General features: G+C 44.5%; 11 protein-coding genes. 10 read left to right on the top strand and 1 reads right to left on the bottom strand.

From position 1 onward, the window contains the following. Positions 1 to 301 (bottom strand): transposase (locus HXW94_RS01220; protein WP_218576519.1); only part of this gene is annotated, 301 nt, incomplete at its 3' end. 370 nt (positions 302 to 671) lie between these two features. Here HXW94_RS01220 and carA point away from each other — a divergent pair. The 10 genes from carA (at position 672) to HXW94_RS01270 (ending at position 18,151) form a co-directional block, all read left to right on the top strand. After that, positions 672 to 1,814, top strand: a complete 1,143-nt coding sequence (carA, locus tag HXW94_RS01225) for a glutamine-hydrolyzing carbamoyl-phosphate synthase small subunit (RefSeq protein WP_178365083.1) — start codon at positions 672 to 674, stop codon at positions 1,812 to 1,814. Then, the gene (carB, locus tag HXW94_RS01230) at positions 1,801 to 5,025 is read left to right on the top strand and encodes a carbamoyl-phosphate synthase large subunit (protein WP_178365084.1); all 3,225 of its coding nucleotides are present in this window, start codon (positions 1,801 to 1,803) and stop codon (positions 5,023 to 5,025) included. Before carA ends, carB begins: the two co-directional genes overlap by 14 nt. Positions 5,026 to 5,043: 18 nt before the next feature. After that, on the top strand, positions 5,044 to 6,495 hold the full coding sequence (purF, locus tag HXW94_RS01235) for an amidophosphoribosyltransferase (RefSeq protein WP_178365085.1): 1,452 nt from the start codon (positions 5,044 to 5,046) through the stop codon (positions 6,493 to 6,495). Between the two features lie 90 nt (positions 6,496 to 6,585). Then, positions 6,586 to 7,581 carry a radical SAM protein gene (locus HXW94_RS01240; RefSeq protein WP_178365086.1) on the top strand — a complete coding sequence of 332 codons (996 nt, stop codon included), beginning with the start codon at positions 6,586 to 6,588 and terminating at the stop codon, positions 7,579 to 7,581. A gap of 201 nt (positions 7,582 to 7,782) precedes the next feature. Continuing rightward, positions 7,783 to 8,385: a DUF1819 family protein gene (locus tag HXW94_RS01245; protein ID WP_178365087.1), complete on the top strand. Its 603-nt coding sequence runs from the start codon at positions 7,783 to 7,785 to the stop codon at positions 8,383 to 8,385. Next, complete coding sequence (locus tag HXW94_RS01250) at positions 8,382 to 8,993, top strand: DUF1788 domain-containing protein (protein ID WP_178365088.1); 612 nt, start codon at positions 8,382 to 8,384, stop codon at positions 8,991 to 8,993. The genes HXW94_RS01245 and HXW94_RS01250 overlap by 4 nt, the downstream gene beginning before the upstream one ends. Before the next feature lie 21 nt (positions 8,994 to 9,014). Further along, complete coding sequence (gene brxC, locus HXW94_RS01255; protein ID WP_178365089.1) at positions 9,015 to 12,584, top strand: BREX system P-loop protein BrxC; 3,570 nt, start codon at positions 9,015 to 9,017, stop codon at positions 12,582 to 12,584. Positions 12,585 to 12,625: 41 nt separating this feature from the next. Further along, positions 12,626 to 16,222, top strand: coding sequence for a BREX-1 system adenine-specific DNA-methyltransferase PglX (pglX, locus tag HXW94_RS01260; RefSeq protein WP_178365090.1), 3,597 nt, complete (start codon positions 12,626 to 12,628; stop codon positions 16,220 to 16,222). Positions 16,223 to 16,241: 19 nt separating this feature from the next. Beyond that, on the top strand, positions 16,242 to 17,519 hold the full coding sequence (locus tag HXW94_RS01265; protein ID WP_178365091.1) for an AAA family ATPase: 1,278 nt from the start codon (positions 16,242 to 16,244) through the stop codon (positions 17,517 to 17,519). Further along, complete coding sequence (locus HXW94_RS01270) at positions 17,516 to 18,151, top strand: retron system putative HNH endonuclease (RefSeq protein ID WP_178365092.1); 636 nt, start codon at positions 17,516 to 17,518, stop codon at positions 18,149 to 18,151. The genes HXW94_RS01265 and HXW94_RS01270 overlap by 4 nt, the downstream gene beginning before the upstream one ends. The last annotated feature ends 11 nt before the right edge of the window (positions 18,152 to 18,162 follow it).

Consider the following 18,162-nt stretch of genomic DNA (forward strand, 5'->3'; position numbering starts at 1 on the left):
CATAGGTCATCTTACCGGATTTTGTTACTGTACTTTCATCTCCAGCAAACAAAATAACGTCATCCGAATCCAATAAATGATTTTGAACTAATGCCCATTGAAGAGAAGGCCAGGGAATTACACTATGAAAAAAACGTTGAATAGTACGATAACTGCCGCCTTTGCCACTCCAACGGCTTATGCCTAACATTGTAACTCTACCCTTCATAGTAAAAAGTGCTTCAGTTATGATTATTAGCTGATTCATCAAAGTGTTGTTTAAAACTGGTTTTATCACTGAAAATAAAGTACTAATTCCCATGATGACTACCCCTCTGACTATGGTTGATGTTTGCTCAAATATTATTTTATCAGAGAATGTGATCATTTTATTCATATAGGTCAATCAATTTGGCGAAGGTATTGTTAGAAAATTAAGTAACAAATAAAATTTAAAATGAAATTTGAGGGTTTAGAACCTAAAATAATCGAACCCCTTGGAATTAATAATCTAAAAATTGTTTAAGATTCTGGAATTCCGTATCAAGACTAAAGATGGAAGTAAAGCAACTTCAAAAGATTAAATCATCCGGGACTTGAACATTAAAGCTTTTTCATGATATTTAAACAGGTTCCAAATAAATTGCGGAACGCTTTTTACCATAAATATTTAAGGGACAGGTATTATTTATATGAAAGCATTGTTAGCCCTGGAAGATGGAAGAACCTTTTCCTGCAGAAGTTTTACAGGGCCGGGGGAAGCCCGGGGAGAGGTGGTGTTCAACACCAGTATGACCGGATACCAGGAAATTTTGACTGATCCGTCCTATTACGGGCAGATGGTCACCATGACCTACCCGCTCATAGGCAACTACGGCGTGTGTCCGGAAGATGTTGAATCAGACCGTATTCATGTGGCAGCCTTCATTGTCAAAGAATACCAGGAGTTTCCAAGCAATTTCAGGTCAAAGGGAACCCTTGCCGACTATCTGATAAAATCCCATATTCTGGGTATTGAAGACCTTGATACCCGGGCCCTGACCCGGCATATCCGGAAATCCGGTGCCATGCGGGCCATGATCTCCACCACGGACCTGGACCCTGAATCCCTTGTGGCACGGGCCGGACAGATCCCTGCCATGCAAGGGTCGGACCTGGTGCAATATGTCACAACCAGAAAACCCTATTTCTGGAAATACAACCAACCGGATTATGTGGATGCCAAAAGCCTTGAAGATCCCTTTATCTGGCGCCATAAAGGTAAAAAACATTCTGTGGTGGCCCTGGATTTCGGTATAAAATACAATATCATCCGCTGCCTTGAAAACGCGGGGTGCGAGGTGCTGGTGGTTCCGGCAAAAACCGATGTCCAGACCATAAAACGCCTGAACCCGGACGGTATTTTCCTCTCCAACGGCCCCGGCGACCCGGAACCCTTGACCTATATTGTGGAAACCATACGCGAGCTTCTTGATAATTTTCCGATTTTCGGTATATGCCTTGGTATGCAGCTTTTAGGCCTTGCCATGGGCGGTAAAACCATGAAAATTAAATTCGGCCACAGGGGCGGCAATCAGCCGGTAAAAAATATAGATACCGGAAAGGTGGAGATTACCTCCCAGAACCACGGATTTGCAGTGGATCTGAATACCCTTGATAAAAGCAAGTGTCACCTGACCCACATCAACCTGAACGAAGACTCCCTGGAAGGGCTTAAGAACGATACCATCCGGGCGTTTGCAGTTCAGTACCACCCCGAAGCCTCCCCAGGTCCCCATGATGCGGCCTATCTTTTTAACCAGTTTGCAAAAGTGATGGAACATGCCAAAGCGTAACGACATCCATAAAATTCTGATCATTGGTGCCGGCCCGATCATCATCAGCCAGGCCTGCGAGTTTGACTATTCCGGCACCCAGGCCTGCAAAGCCTTGAAGGAAGAAGGGTTTGAAGTTGTCCTGATCAACTCCAATCCGGCCACCATCATGACCGATCCTGAAACCGCGGACCGGGTATATGTTGAACCGGTAACGCCTGAAACCCTGTGCAAGGTGATTGAAATTGAGCGTCCCGATGCCGTGCTGCCCACCCTTGGGGGCCAGACGGCGCTTAACACCACCATTGACGCAGCCAAAACAGGGATATTTGAACGCTATAATATTGAACTGATCGGTGCCTCCATTGACGCCATCAACAAGGCCGAAGACCGGGAACTGTTCCGGGATGCCATGAATAAGATCGGTTTGAGAATTCCCAAATCCGGCTTTGCCACCAACATGCAGGAGGTTGAAGAGACGGCCCGGCGCATCGGATTTCCCATTATTGTCCGGCCAAGCTTTACCCTTGGGGGAACCGGCGGTGGTGTGGCCTACAATATGGAAGAGCTGGCCGATCTTGCCAAGGCCGGCCTTGACGCCTCCCTGATCACCCAGGTGATGCTTGAAGAATCTGTTCTGGGATGGAAGGAATTTGAGCTTGAGGTGATGCGGGACCATGCGGACAACGTGGTGATCATCTGCTCCATTGAAAACGTTGACGCCATGGGGATTCACACGGGGGATTCCATTACCGTGGCCCCGGCCCAGACCCTGTCGGACAAAGAATACCAGGCCCTGCGGGATGCCTCCATTGCCATCATCAGGGAAATCGGCGTGGACACGGGCGGCTCCAATGTGCAGTTTGCCGTGAACCCGGAAAACGGGGATATTATCGTGGTTGAAATGAACCCCCGGGTGTCCCGGTCTTCCGCCCTGGCCTCCAAGGCCACGGGCTTTCCCATTGCCAAAATTGCCGCCAAGCTTGCAGTCGGGTATACCCTGGATGAAATCCCCAATGATATCACCGGCGAAACCATGGCCTGTTTTGAACCCTCCATTGATTACTGCGTGGTGAAAATTCCGCGCTGGACCTTTGAAAAATTTCCCGAAACCGACGACATTCTCACCACGGCCATGAAATCCGTGGGTGAAACCATGTCCATCGGCAGAACATTTAAAGAAGCCCTTCAAAAGGGTCTGCGCTCCCTTGAAATCGGCCGGGCCGGTTTTGGTGCCGACGGAAAAGACCCGGCGCCCGGATCTGTGGCAGGTACGGATCTGGAATACAAATTATCGACCCCCAATTCCCAGCGGATTTTTTACATCAAATACGCCATTGAACACGGCATGCCCATCACCATGATCCATGAACTGACAGCCATTGATCCCTGGTTTCTGTATCAGATGAAACAGATCGTGGACCTTGAAAAGCAGTTGAAGCTGGCCGGCATGAACCTGCCGAAGGATCTGTTTGAAAAGGCAAAAAAATACGGGTTCTCGGACATGCAACTGGCCTATCTGTCCGGGGGACTCACAGACAAGCAGATCGAACAGAAGCGAAAAGCCCTGGGTATTGTTCCGGTGTATAAACTGGTGGATACCTGTGCCGCGGAATTCAGGGCGGTTACCCCTTACTATTACTCCACCTATGAAAGCGAATGCGAGGCCCGGGTGGCGAACAGAAAAAAGGTCATCATCCTGGGCGGCGGCCCCAACCGCATCGGTCAGGGCATTGAATTTGACTACTGCTGTGTGCATGCCTCCTTTGCGTTAAGGGAAGAAGGGGTGGAGTCCATCATGGTCAACTCCAACCCGGAAACCGTCTCCACGGACTATGACACATCGGACAAGCTCTACTTTGAACCGCTGACCAGGGAAGATGTGCTCCACATCGTTGAAAAGGAAAAGCCCTTTGGCGTGATTGTCCAGTTCGGCGGCCAGACCCCGTTGAACCTGGCCACGGACCTTCAAAAAGCAGGGGTTCCCATCATCGGTACAAGTCCGGAAAGCATTGACCGGGCTGAGGACCGGGATCTGTTTGCGGCCATGCTTAAAAAACTGAACCTGCGCCAGCCGGATAACGGTATTGCATATTCCTATGGAGAAGCCGTGAGCGTAGCAAGGGATATCGGATATCCGGTCATGGTGCGTCCCTCTTTTGTGCTGGGCGGCCGGGCCATGAAAATTGTCTATGATGAAAAAGACCTGGAAGAATATTTTGATCTGGCGGTCCAGGCCTCACCGGACAAACCTGTACTCATTGACAAGTTCCTGGAAGAAGCGTTTGAGCTGGATGTGGACGCCATTTCCGATGGTGAAGATACCATCATCGGCGGTATGATGGAGCATATTGAAGAGGCCGGTATTCATTCCGGTGATTCCGCCTGTGTATTGCCGCCCTATTCCATTGATGAACACCATATCAGGCAAATGTCGGATGCAGCCAAAGCCATTGCCAAAGAACTGAATGTCAAGGGGTTAATGAATATCCAGTTCGGGATCATGAATGACACGGTCTATATTATTGAGGTTAATCCCAGGGCATCCCGGACCATTCCCTTTGTCTCCAAGGCCATCGGCGTACCGCTGGCCAAACTGGCCACCAAGGTCATGCTGGGCAAAACCCTGAAAGAACTTGGCGTGACAAAGGAAATCATTCCGTCCTATTATTGTGTCAAGGAAGCGGTAATGCCCTTTGACCGCTTTGAAAACGTGGACCCTGTCCTTGGGCCGGAGATGAAATCCACGGGGGAAGTCATGGGTATTGACAAGGATCTTGGTGCCGCTGTGGCCAAATCCCAGTTTGCTGCCGGACAGAAACTGCCCAAGGACGGCACCGTATTTATCTCTGTCCAGGACAAGGATAAAAAGGCGGCACTGCCTGTGGCCCAACGTTTCCATGACATGGGATTCACCATCATGGCCACCCGGGGAACCGTCACATTCCTGGAAGAAAACAACATTCCATCCACATTGGTGAAAAAAGTATCTGCGGGCCGGCCCCATGTGGTGGATGCCGTAAAAAACGGTGAAATCCAGCTTATTTTAAACACCGGCGCGTCCAGCCAGACCCAACGAGACGGATATAAAATTCGCAGGGCTGCCATTAAATATAAAATACCCTATGCCACCACCACGGACGGGGCCCGGGCCATCAGCCTGGCCATCCAGGCCATGAAAAAAGAGAAGCTGACGGTTAAGCCCATCCAGGATTATCACAAAGAGAATTAAATATTGGAAACCCCAGAAATGAATACCACCCAACCAGACAGCCCTTGCCCCATTTTTACGCCAAGCGAACGCCCCAAAGATGAATGTGGCGTCTTTGGCCTTTATAAACACCCGGAAGCGGCCAAAATTACCTATTTCGGACTTTATGCACTCCAACACAGGGGCCAGGAAAGCGCGGGCATCTCCGTGAACCGGGGGATCAACGACAAAATTTTCTCCCATACAGGCATGGGGCTTGTACCGGAAATTTTCAATATGGAAGACCTTGACCGTATTGAAGGCGGATCCGCCATCGGTCATGTCCGTTATTCCACCACGGGTGATTCCGTTCTGGCCAATGCCCAGCCTTTTGTGGTCAACCACCGGCACCGCTCCTATGCCCTGGCCCACAACGGTAATCTGGTCAATGCCCACATCATCCGGGAAGAACTTGAAGAAAAGGGCTCCATCTTCCAGACCACCATGGATTCGGAAGTGTTTTTGCATCTGTTTATTAAAAATCTGATAAAGGGCGATTATGAATCCGCTATCTTAAAGGCGGCCTCAAAGGTCGAAGGGGCCTATTCCATGGTTCTGCTCACCTGTAAGGGTGAAATCATCGGCATGAAAGACCCCAACGGATTCCGCCCCCTGGCCCTTGGAAAATTAAACGGCCACTATGTATTGGCATCTGAAACCTGTGCCTTTGACCTGGTCCAGGCCGAATTCATCCGGGAACTGGATCCCGGTGAAATCGTCATTATCAATGAAGACGGTATCAGGAGTATCAAACACCCCAATGCGTCTGCCAAAAAATCGTTGTGCATATTTGAATATATCTATTTTGCCCGGCCCGACTCCACAATTGACGGCAAAAACGTCTATGAAATGAGAAAGGCACATGGCAGGCGCCTGGCCCAGGAATCCCCTGTAGATGCGGATCTGGTCATGCCCTTTCCCGACTCCGGCAACTATGCGGCCATAGGCTATGCCGCAGAATCCGGTATCCCCTTTGAAATGGGCATGATACGCAATCATTATGTGGGAAGGAGTTTTATTCAGCCCACCCAGTCCATGCGGGATTTTGCCGTGCGGGTGAAGCTGAATCCGGTACGGGAACTGATAAAAGGCAAAGATATTATCATTATCGAAGATTCAATTATCCGGGGCACCACGGCCAAAACTCGTGTGAAAGCCCTGAAGGAGCTGGGCGCCGGAAAAATACACATGCGGGTCTCCTGCCCGCCCCATAAATTCCCCTGTTACTACGGCATTGATTTTTCATCCAAGGGAGAGTTGATTGCGGCCCGGATACCTTTAGATGAACTCACCGAATACCTTGGACTGGATTCCCTGCATTACCTGTCCATTGAAGGCATGCTGGAAGCCTCCGGGGTGAATGAGCCCGAAGCCAATTTCTGCAAGGCCTGTTTTGACGGAAGCTATCCCGTGCCCTTTGATCCTAATTTTACCAAGCAGTGTATGGGGTAACAGGTGTCAAGAAACTGGAAACAAGAGACAAGAAGACGAAGCGCCTTTGGCGCTTATTTTATAAACCATCAGCTAAAATAGACAATAAAAGTGAAAAAACAAACCGTTGCATTTTCAAGACAGAGTACCAATCTTTTTTTTCATATACTGACACGTTGCAATCTACGCTGTGCCCACTGCTATATCAACCGGGACCAGCACGGCAGCAACACCCTTTCCCTGGAGACGATCCGGGAGTGGCTTGGTATATTTGCTTCAAAGGCAAAGGATACCAACCTTATTTTTTTAGGGGGTGAACCCACCCTTCATCCGGATCTTGCTTCGGCCGTATCCATGGCCGGATCCATGGGATTCAAATCCATCACCATTGATACCAACGGTTTTCTGTTTCACAATATCCTGGACAATATCACACCCGATCAGATTGACTTTTTTTCATTTTCACTGGACGGTGTCAGCAAAGGAATCAATGATGCGATCCGGGGAGAGGGATGTTTCGATGCTGTCATGTCCGGTATAGGCAATGCCGTGAAAAAAGGGTTTTCCTGCTCAATGATCTATACGGTCTCTGAAAAGAATATTCATGAGGTGTCAAAACTGCCTGAATTGGTAAAAGATCTTGGGATTTCCCGTTTTTTTATCCAGGTCGTGGGGCTCAGGGGCGAATCGGAAATCACCGATGCCAAACACCAGGTATCAAAATCAATCTGGCAGGATATTATCCCCAAAACCGCCGAACAGATTGCAGAACAGGGAATTATCGTTACCTACCCCAAGGTGTTCCTCACCCATGAAGACCCCTTTGAATGTGCGGCCAATGTAGCGAATAACTATTTTATCTTTCCCAACGGACGGGTATATCAATGTCCGTTATGCGAAGATTTTCCTTTTCATTCCTATGAGATAATAGACAATGTGCTTACCCCCCGTCCAAAAATCAATGAAACTAATTTTTTCTCTTTGCAGATTCCCGAAGGGTGTGTCATGAACAAATTAATACAACCGGGGAATCTGTCCTACGATGATAATGGATTTCCCCGCTATAAAATCGCCTGTTGTATGCTCAAGGAAGAACTGCAGCCTTAGGGAACGAATCCGAAATAACTTAAGCTGGGAGCGCGGGCGTCCTGCCCGCATCTTTACCATACTTGTGTATATGCGGACAGGACGCCCGGGCCAGTCAAGACGACCGTAAGAATCATTCGCTTTGAAAACTTATGAAAAGGAAAACAAAAATTTCCAGTAATGGAGTTACATAATAAAAACGGGCCATTACCTAAATATCGAATGTCATTTACAGTCGGGGGACTGTTTTATCAGGAAACCGTCATAGCCGCAGATCTATACGTAAAAAATCAAGACTGGACAAAAGTCAGGGAAGAAATCTTTAAAACCAATCTTTTTCAGTCCAGGACCAGCACCGCCTTGGAAAGGGTCTGTCGTGAAGTTCTATCCAGGCTTAAACTTCTTTCTATAGAACAATTAAAAATAATTCAGGACGGGTCAAGGCAGGAACAACTCCAGATCCTGTGGGTGGCTGTCTGTAAGCGGTATAGCTTTATCCGTGATTTTGCCGTTGAAGTCATCCGGGAAAAGTTTTTACTCATGGACTATTCTCTATCCGAAGAGAACTACACCATCTTCTTTGACACCAAGGCCGAATGGCATGAAGAACTGGAAAGACTAAAGGATTCAACAAAAAAGAAGCTCAAACAAGTTTTGTTCAGAATACTCAGAGAAGCCGAAATTACATCAGAAGCCAACATCATATTGCCTGCCATATTGACTAAGAGAGTTGCAAAAGCTTTGATCCCGAAGAAATCAGACGAGTCAGGGATATACATGGTACTGCCGGTCTCAGATACAGATTTTAAGGAGTGGATAAAATGACTGTGGATACTGAAACTCAACCCATACCGGAAAGGTTCGATCATCTGTATAAGCTGATCAGCAGTGAACGGTTCTTAAAAAAACAGGGACTTGGAAATGAAGTTCCTTTTTTTATTTGTCCATACCGGCCATCTGAGGCAATAGAAATGGAACGGATGCAAAAACAGTTAAAAAACAAATTGACTCAAACCGGCATCCAGGTTCTGGAGATCAACCTGTATGATATATCCGTTGAAATTTTAAAAGAAAATGATGACTGGGACTGGTATCTGGAAGAAGAACCCAAGATGACCAAAGAAGAGTTGAAAGAGGAACTCCAGTCCATTCTGGATATCGAAACGGTTTTAGTACCTGCCATTGCCAACAGGATCACCGAAGAAGACCATGATGTTATTTTCATGGCCGGTGTCGGGGAAGTCTATCCCTACATCCGGTCCCATAATGTTTTGAACAATTTGCAGAGCACCGCTAAAGAACACCCCATGGTCATGTTTTTTCCCGGACAGTATACCCATTCTCTGGAGTCCGGTGCGTCACTGGATCTGTTCGGCAGGCTGCATGATGACAAATACTATAGAGCATTCAATATATACCACTGTGAGATTTAATTTAAGGAACTGAAAAGACTTATGAAAACCATATTTGAAAAACCGGTAGACCGATCCATAGAGGGTGTCATCAAAGCTGATGATGACGCCGGCCTCCGTCTTGAAGCTGAAGAATATGTGCTGACCAATGAAGTTGAAAAGCGTCTGGAAAACTTTCTGGATGCCTATAACAACTATGACGGTGCTAATGGCGTATGGATCTCCGGCTTTTTCGGATCTGGTAAATCTCATCTTTTGAAGATACTGGCCCTTTTGATGGAGAACCGTGAAGTTGAGGGGGCAAAAGTCCTTGATATTATGCTTCCCAAGTGCGGAGATAATGAACTTCTCAAAGGGGATCTGAAAAGAGCGGTTGACATCCCTTCGCAAAGTATCCTGTTCAACATAGACCAGAAGGCCGATGTGATCAGCAAAACCCAGATCGATGCACTGGTCGCCGTGTTTGTGAAAGTATTTGACGAGTCCTGCGGATATTTCGGGAAGCAGGCTTATATCGCCCAGTTTGAAAGGGAGCTTGATCAGGATAGCCTGTTTGACAAGTTCAAGGAAGCGTTTCAAGCAGCATCTAAAAAAGACTGGGAATGGGGTCGGATGAGGGCCAAACGGGTAGCATCCCATATTGATGAAGCATACCAGACCGTCACGGGCCAACAGGTTACAGGCATTCTTGATAAATATAGAAGCGATTACCGTCTGTCCATTGAAGATTTTGCAGAACAGGTTAACACCTATATTGAAAACCAGGGAAAGGACTTCCGGTTAAATTTCTTTGTTGATGAGGTCGGTCAATATGTTGCGGATAATGTCAAGCTGATGACCAATCTTCAGACTATTGCAGAAAGCCTTGCCACTAAAAGCCGCGGCAGGGTCTGGATCATTGTGACAGCCCAGGAGGATATGAACACGGTTGTCGGTGAGATGAACAAGCAGCAGAGCAATGACTTTTCAAAAATTCAGGATAGATTCAAGAACCGGATGAAGCTGACCAGTGCGGATGTTGCCGAAGTGATCCAGAAACGGTTACTGCAGAAAAATGATACCGGGATCAACAAGCTGTCCAAAGTCTACAAAGACCAGGTCAATAATTTTAAAACCCTGTTTGATTTTGCAGACGGCTCACAATTATACCGAAATTTCAAAGATCAGGATCACTTCATTCATACCTATCCGTTTATCCCGTACCAGTTCATTCTGTTCCAGGCTGCCATCCAGAATCTGTCCATGCACAATGCATTTGAAGGAAAGCACAGGTCTGTTGGAGAAAGATCCATGCTGGGCGTATTCCAGCAGGTAGCAGTTCAAATTTCAGACCATGATCTCGGGCAGCTTGCCACATTTGATCTGATGTTTGAAGGGATCAGGAGTGCATTGAAATCTCAGATCCAGAAATCCATCCAGCTTGCAGAAAGACACCTGGACAATAAATTCGCCGTGCAGGTACTCAAGGCCCTGTTCCTTGTAAAATATATTAAAGAATTCAAGGCAACAAAGAGGAACCTCTCGGTGCTGATGCTGGATGAATTCAACAAAAACATGGATCAGCTGAATAAGGACCTGACCGAAGCCCTGAACCTTCTTGAGCAGCAGACATACATTCAAAGAAACGGTGAAATATTCGAATTCCTTACGGACGAAGAAAAGGATGTTGAAGAGGAAATTAAAAATACCGATATCGAAACCTCTGCCGTTGATGAAAATCTGTATAAGATAGTCTTCGATACCATCATAAAACTGCGAAAAATACGATACGACGAAAATGGACAGGACTATCCATTCTCCAGGAAACTGGATGACAAGCTGTTTGGCCGGGAGTATGAGTTGACCATCCATGTTATCAGCCCTTTTAACGAGCATGCCGATAATGAACAGGTCTTGACCATGCAGTCAGCAGGAAGGGATGAACTTCTGGTGATCATGCCGCCGGATGAACGGATGATGCGGGATCTGTTGATGTATGAAAGGACCAATAAATATATCCGGCAGAACATCTCCACCACGCAGCAGGAATCCATTAAAAGGATATTGGCGGACAAGACCCATCAGAATCAGGAGCGGTATACGGATCTGAAACAACATATTGAAAAACTTCTTGGGTTATCAAAAATGTTCATCAATGCCGGTCTGGTAGATATCGGAGGATCAGATCCCCAGGCAAGAGTCATAAAGGGATTCCATGACCTTATTATAAGAACCTATCCCAACCTGAAGATGCTCAAGGATTTTACATATACCGAGAGCTATGTATCCAAATGCCTGAAGGACGGCGGCAACCTTTTTGGTGGAGACGTTTCCCTTCTCAGTGAAGCAGAACAGGAGATGCTTTCATTTGTTAAAGGCAATAAAACCAACGGTATCAGAACCACGGTTAAAAGCCTGATTGAACGATTCGAGAAGAAATCATATGGTTGGTACTACGCAGCCATATTGTGCATCCTGGCCAAACTCTGTGCAGCAGGAAAGGTCGAGTTGAATTCCGACAGCAATATCCTGGAAGATGACCAGCTTGAAAAAGCATTGTTAAATACCCATGGCCATTCAAATCTGGTTGTAGAGCCTTTAAGTGACTTCACCGCCGGCCAGATCCGAGGCCTGAAACAGTTCTATGAAGAGTTCTTTGACCACCCCACATCTACAGCAGAGGCCAAAGCCCTTGGTAAAGAGACAACCGAAGCCATCAAAGAAAAGATTGACACCTTGTCAGCCCTCGTTGCAGATAAATCGAGGTATCCATTCCTGGCTGAGTTGGATAAAATCATTGAGACACTCAATGAACTCAAAGGCAAACCCTATACTTTCTTTTTGACTGACCTGCATAAGATTGAAGACAGCCTGCTGGATCTGAAAGAAGAGGTTGTTGACCCCATTCAAAGATTCATGAACGGTTCTTTGAAAACCATCTATGATGATGCGGTAAGTTTTTTAAAACGTCAGGAGCATAATTTTTTCTATATTGATGGAGATGAGTCCGACCGGATATTTGAAATCCTGAAGGACAGCACCTGCTATAAAAATAATAAGATGCAGGAGGTGAAAAGACTTATTGAAACGGTTTCCGGCAAAGTTGATGAGAAACTGAAAACAACCAAGCAGAATGCATCTGACAAGATCAGTGCATTGTTGAGTAAAATGACCGGCATGGATGATTTTCAAAAATTAACTTCTGACCATAAGGATGAGTTGAAAAAACCGTTTGAGAGCCAGCTTGATAAAATACAGGATCAGGATTTGATTGCTGTAATCAGTGACACCCTTCGCATGTTTGAAGAGGAAGAATACAGTAAAATCCTCAATAGATTGAGTTCTCTCAGTAAACCGAAATCGACACCCCCGAAACCCAAACCATCTGATTCAGGCCAAACCGAATACGACAATGATGTGGAAGACAGCGATTTTGGAAAAGGGGAAGTAAAAGACGGTGGGAAGAAACCGGAGAAGAAAAATTCGGCTAAGGAAGTCGTTGGCATCAAAACAATCGAAGTGAATTATTCCAAGGCCTGGATCGAAAGTGAATTCGAAGTTGAGGACTATTTATCCAAACTGAAAAAGGCCATTCTTAAAGAAATCTATGATGGCAAGCGGATACAGGTATAGCCGGCGTCGAATATTAGAAACTTTATACGGAGCATAAACAATTGAATACATCCCAACTGAAACCATTTGCACAGAATGCCCGAAGACAATTGATAGAACTGGTATCCACAAAACTGTCCATAGTGCTGGATACCAACAGTGCTGCCAGAAGAGAAAATGAGAAAGCTGTTAAGGAACTTGAAAAGGAAATCTCTCGGACATCCGAAGATCAAGTCGTCGAGAAGGTTGCTTACATCTGGTTCAACAGATTCTGTGCGTTGAGATTCATGGATGTAAATCGATACACCAGTATAGGAGTTGTGTCACCTGCACAAGGACTCTCCCAGCCGGAAATTTTGATGGAAGCCAAACAAGGTCATATTGATGAAGGATTAAGGATCGATAAAAATCGGGTATTTGGTCTTCTGAATGAAACCATTCCAAGTCCTGAACCACAGCAGGAGGCTTACCGGATACTGTTGGTTGCCGTATGTAACGACTACTATAGCACTATGCCGTTTCTGTTTGAAAGGATCGCAGACTATACCGAACTATTGATGCCGGATGATTTGTTGTCAGACAGTTCAATTCTGACCACCACCCGGGAAGCTCTTTCTGAAGAAGCCTGTTCGGATGTTGAGGTTATCGGTTGGCTATACCAATTCTATATCTCTGAGAAAAAGGATGAGGTCTTTGCCGGGCTAAAGAAGAATAAAAAGGTGACACCGGAGAATATACCAGCAGCCACGCAGTTGTTTACACCTAACTGGATCGTTCGTTATCTGGTAGAAAATTCACTTGGGCGATTGTGGATGCTGAATAACCCTGGCTCCAAACTTATTGACAGGATGGACTATTATATAAAACCGGAACAGGAGGAGAAGGACTTTCTGGTAATCAAATCGCCAGAAGAGATAAAGATCTGTGATCCCGCCTGTGGTTCCGGTCACATGCTGGTGTATGCGTTTGAGATCCTCTATACTATCTACGAAGAACAAGGATATGATGCTCCCAAGATCCCACAACTCATCCTTGAAAATAATCTTTATGGCATTGAGATCGATGAACGGGCAGGAGAGTTGGCTGCATTTGCACTCTGTATGAAAGCCAGAGAGAAGTATCGTCGTTTCTTTAAAAAGAAGGTTCATCCCAATATTTGTGTTCTTGAAAATATTAATTTTGAGGCTCATGAGGTTAAAAGTTATATGGATGCAGTCGGCCCAGATTTGTTTTCCATGGATCTTTCAACTCTGCTTTATCAGTTCAAGGAAGCAGATAATTTTGGTTCGTTGATTCGGCCAGAGCTAACCAATGTATCAGATGTACTGCGGCTTATAGATGAGAAGAAAGTGGCTGATGATATGTTTCTTCAAGGTATTCATCAGAGAGTCCTGAAAGTTTTGAAACAGGCTGATTATTTAAGCCCTAAGTATCATGTTGTCGTAGCTAATCCTCCTTATATGGGCAGAAAAGGGATGAATAGTCGTTTAGGAAAGTGGGTGAAAGACAATTATCCAAATAGTAAGCTGGATCTTTTTACAATGTTTTTGGAAAGATGTATTCAGTTATCTTTAAAGAAGGGATATATGGGAATGATTAATCTTCCTTCTTGGTTATTTTTATCCTCCTTTGCCAAATTACGAAAATTCATATTAGACAACTATGTAATCGACTCAATGCTTCACATGGGGAGAGGGATATTCGGTATTGACTGGGGATCAACTGCATTCGTCATTAAAACAGCTAAAGAACCGAATAAGTTAGGGTTTTATTACAGATTACATAAAAGAAATTTCCAACATATATATTATAACGACATAGCAAAAATATATTTAAACTCTAAAAATAACACTGAATATAAATATAACTTTGATTTATATCGAGATGAAACAGGAGTGAATGAAATCCCGAGTGAGTCGGACGATTCAGGCCAAAGAATTCGTTATCGAAGTTCTTCGAGCAATTTTAAATCAATACCAGGAACACCCATAACATATTGGCTAAGTGATAATGTAAGAAATATATTTAAGAAACTCCCAAATCTTTCAGATATATCGACCTCTGCTGTAGGCCAGAACACCGGTGATAACGATAGATTTCTAAAGTTTTGGTATGAAATCTCTAAATCAAAGATTAATTATGGCTGTAAAATCCGAGAAGATACCTACAATGATAGTTTCAAGTGGTATCCTTACAATAAAGGAGGCGGGTATAGAAAATGGTATGGAAATCTTATATATGTAGTTAATTGGGAAAATGATGCTGAAGAGATAAAAAAATACGCTGTTCAACGTAATAAGGGTAAACATTGGTCTAGGTATATTCAGAATTTAGAGTGGCTGTTTCATGAGGGAATAACATGGTCAGATGTAACTTCAGGGCGTTTGTCTGGTAGATATCTACCACCAGGCTTCATTTCGGATGTGTCTGGACACTCTGCTTTTTTTACAAAAGACGTTCCTTTCGAAATAGGACTATCTGTAATAAACAGTACATTCGTATTTAATATAGCGAAGGTCTTGAACCCTACGATTCATTTTCAGGCGGGTAATTATAGGGACATCCCCTACTCTAATAAGCTATATAATTCCGCTACACAGAGTAATATTCAACAATTGATAAAAATAGGAGTTCGAGATTGGAATTCTTATGAAACATCCTGGGATTTTACTCGTTCCCCCTTGCTGACTTCTAACTTAAAGCAATCAACGTTAAAAAAGACGTACTCGACCCTGAAAAGCTGTTTTAATGAAGATGTTATGAAAATGAAGGAGTTAGAAGAAAAGAATAATATCCATTTTATGGAATCATATGGTCTTGTAGATGAATTTAAACCAGAATTATCCATGTCAGAAATAACTTTAACTTGTAATCCATATTATCGCTATGGAGGAAACAAAAGTGAAAAAGAATTAGAAAATGTTTTTTTAGGAGATACAATCAAGGAATTTTTATCATACTCTGTTGGTTGTATGTTTGGACGTTATTCCTTGGATAAAGAAGGCTTAATTCTAAAGAATCAAGGAGAAACTATAGAAAACTATCTTGCAAAGATACCTCAAGCAATTTTTAAACCAGACGACGATAATGTAATTCCGATTATGGAGGTCGACTGGTTCTCAGATGATATAGCTGAACGGTTTAAAAAATTCTTAAGGGTGACATTTGGCGAAGAGCATTACGCAGAAAATCTTGAATTCATTGAAAAGGCAATTGGCAAGGACATTCGTAAATTTTTCCTCAAAGATTTTTATACCTACCATGTAAAGATGTATAAGAAACGGCCCATATACTGGATGTTCTCATCACCAAAGGGCAGTTTCAATGCCCTGATTTATATGCACCGATATAGACCGGATACGGTATCCATTGTTTTAAACGATTATCTCCGTGAATTCAGAACCAAACTGAGCGCCCGAAAAGACAATCTTGAAAAGATCAGTATCAGCACCTCTGCATCCCAAGGCGAAAAAACCAAGGCATTGAAAGAGATTGAGCAAATCAAAAAGGTGCTGGATGAAGTGGATGAATATGAGCGTGATATTCTTTATCCTTTGGCAACGAAACAAATAGAGATCGACCTTGACGATGGTGTGAAAGAAAACTATCCAAAATTTGGAAAAGCCCTGAAGAAGGTTATCGGATTGAGCGAACAATAGAACCGGAGGTGTCTATAATATGAAAATTAAATCCATATCTTTATCCAACTATCGGGGCGTCAAAAATCTCGACTTTGACCTGAAAAATGACCTGAACGTTTTTTTAGGCGTTAACGGTGCCGGGAAATCAACGCTGCTCGATGCCGTAGCCGTCATGCTGTCATGGTTTGTGAGCCGTTTGAAGCGGTCCGGAGCGTCAGGACGTCCAATCGCAGAAGATGATATTTCCAACGGGACATCCGCCGCTTTTGTTACGCTCCATTGCGTTGATAACGAACAACCATTTTACTGGAGCTTAGCCAAACGCAGAACAAGTTACATGAAAGTCTTAAAGAAAAGCGACTTCTCCGGGCTGAAAAATTTCACAGAGGCGTTGCAGGCAATGATTGAAGAACGCGAGGAAAAATTAAATCTTCCTTTATGCGTCTATTATCCTGTTAACAGGGCTGTTGTTGATATTCCCCTTCGGATTAGAAAAAAACATAAGTTCAATCTTTTTGCTGCCTATGATGATGCATTAACCAGCGGTGCCAATTTTAGAACGTTTTTTGAGTGGTTTCGGGAACGGGAAGATCTTGAAAACGAAAATAGACGATATAGAAATGCGCTGATCAAACCGGATGACTTTCAATTTCCGGATTCTCAGTTGGAAACCGTTAGAAAAGCCCTGGATGAATTTTTGCCGGAATTTAAAAACTTCAGTGTGCGCCGGAATCCCCTGAGAATGGAGGTCGAAAAAAACGGAAAGACATTGTCTGTTTCCCAGTTATCAGACGGTGAAAAATGCCTGATTGCCATGGTTGGGGATCTTGCCAGAAGGCTTGCCATTGCAAATCCTGAAAGAGACGAGCCGCTGAAAGGAAGTGGTGTTGTCATTATTGACGAAATAGATCTTCATCTGCATCCCAGGTGGCAGCGCAAGATTATTCCCACCCTCACAAGGGTTTTTTCAAACCTTCAGTTTATCATATCCACCCATTCGCCCCATGTGATCACCCATGTACAACCGGAAAACATTTTCCTGTTAAACGACTCGGATGAAGGGATTCAATACACCAAACCTGTAGAATCCTACGGCAAGAATGCAGACCGGGTGCTTGAAGATTTAATGGGACTTAACACAACCCGTCCTGATGAAGTAAACACCCTCTTAAAGGAACTATACGAAACCATTAATGAGGGCGAAACAGACAAAGCAAAAGAGCAAATTTCAAATCTCAGGGCCATGATAGGAGAAGATCCTGAAATAGTCAAAGCGGCTGTGCTGATTAAACGAAAAGAAGTGCTGGGCAAATGAAATACATTCAAAAAGGATCGGAGCCTGTTCAACTGACCGAGTGGAAAGCCCTTGAGAGTGAGGATTGGAAACCGGAGTACAGGTCAATGGGAAACCAACTGAAAAATGGTGTCAAAAACTCACTCATGCAGGAACAGGGATATCTTTGCTGCTATTGCGAGCGGCGGCTCAGACTTGATGATTCCCATATTGAGCATTTCATCCCCCAAAGCAATGAAGCGATAGATCCGCTTGATTATTCCAATATGCTTTGTTCCTGCCAGAATAGAGTGAAAAAAGGCGAGCCCCGTCACTGTGGCAATCTTAAGGGAGACTGGTTTGATGCGGCTTTATTGGTCTCACCCCTTGCCCCGGATTGTGAAAACAAATTCTTATTTTTGGCAGATGGACGCATCAAGCCATTAGAACCAGGAGATCCGGCAGCAAAAACCACCATTGAAAAACTTGGCTTAGGTATCCCAAAACTCAATGATCTGAGACAAAAGGCCATTGAGCCATTTATCGATGATGTGTTGACCGAACAAGAATTTCAAACCTTTGTGACCGCATATCTTCAGCCTGATCCTGACGGCGTTTTGGGCGAATTTTATATGACAATTAAATCCCTTTTTGGGAACTTTTCAGAATTATAAAGCATGAAGCA

This window comes from Desulfobacter latus (assembly GCF_013389365.1).
GTDB classification, from domain to species: domain Bacteria; phylum Desulfobacterota; class Desulfobacteria; order Desulfobacterales; family Desulfobacteraceae; genus Desulfobacter; species Desulfobacter latus.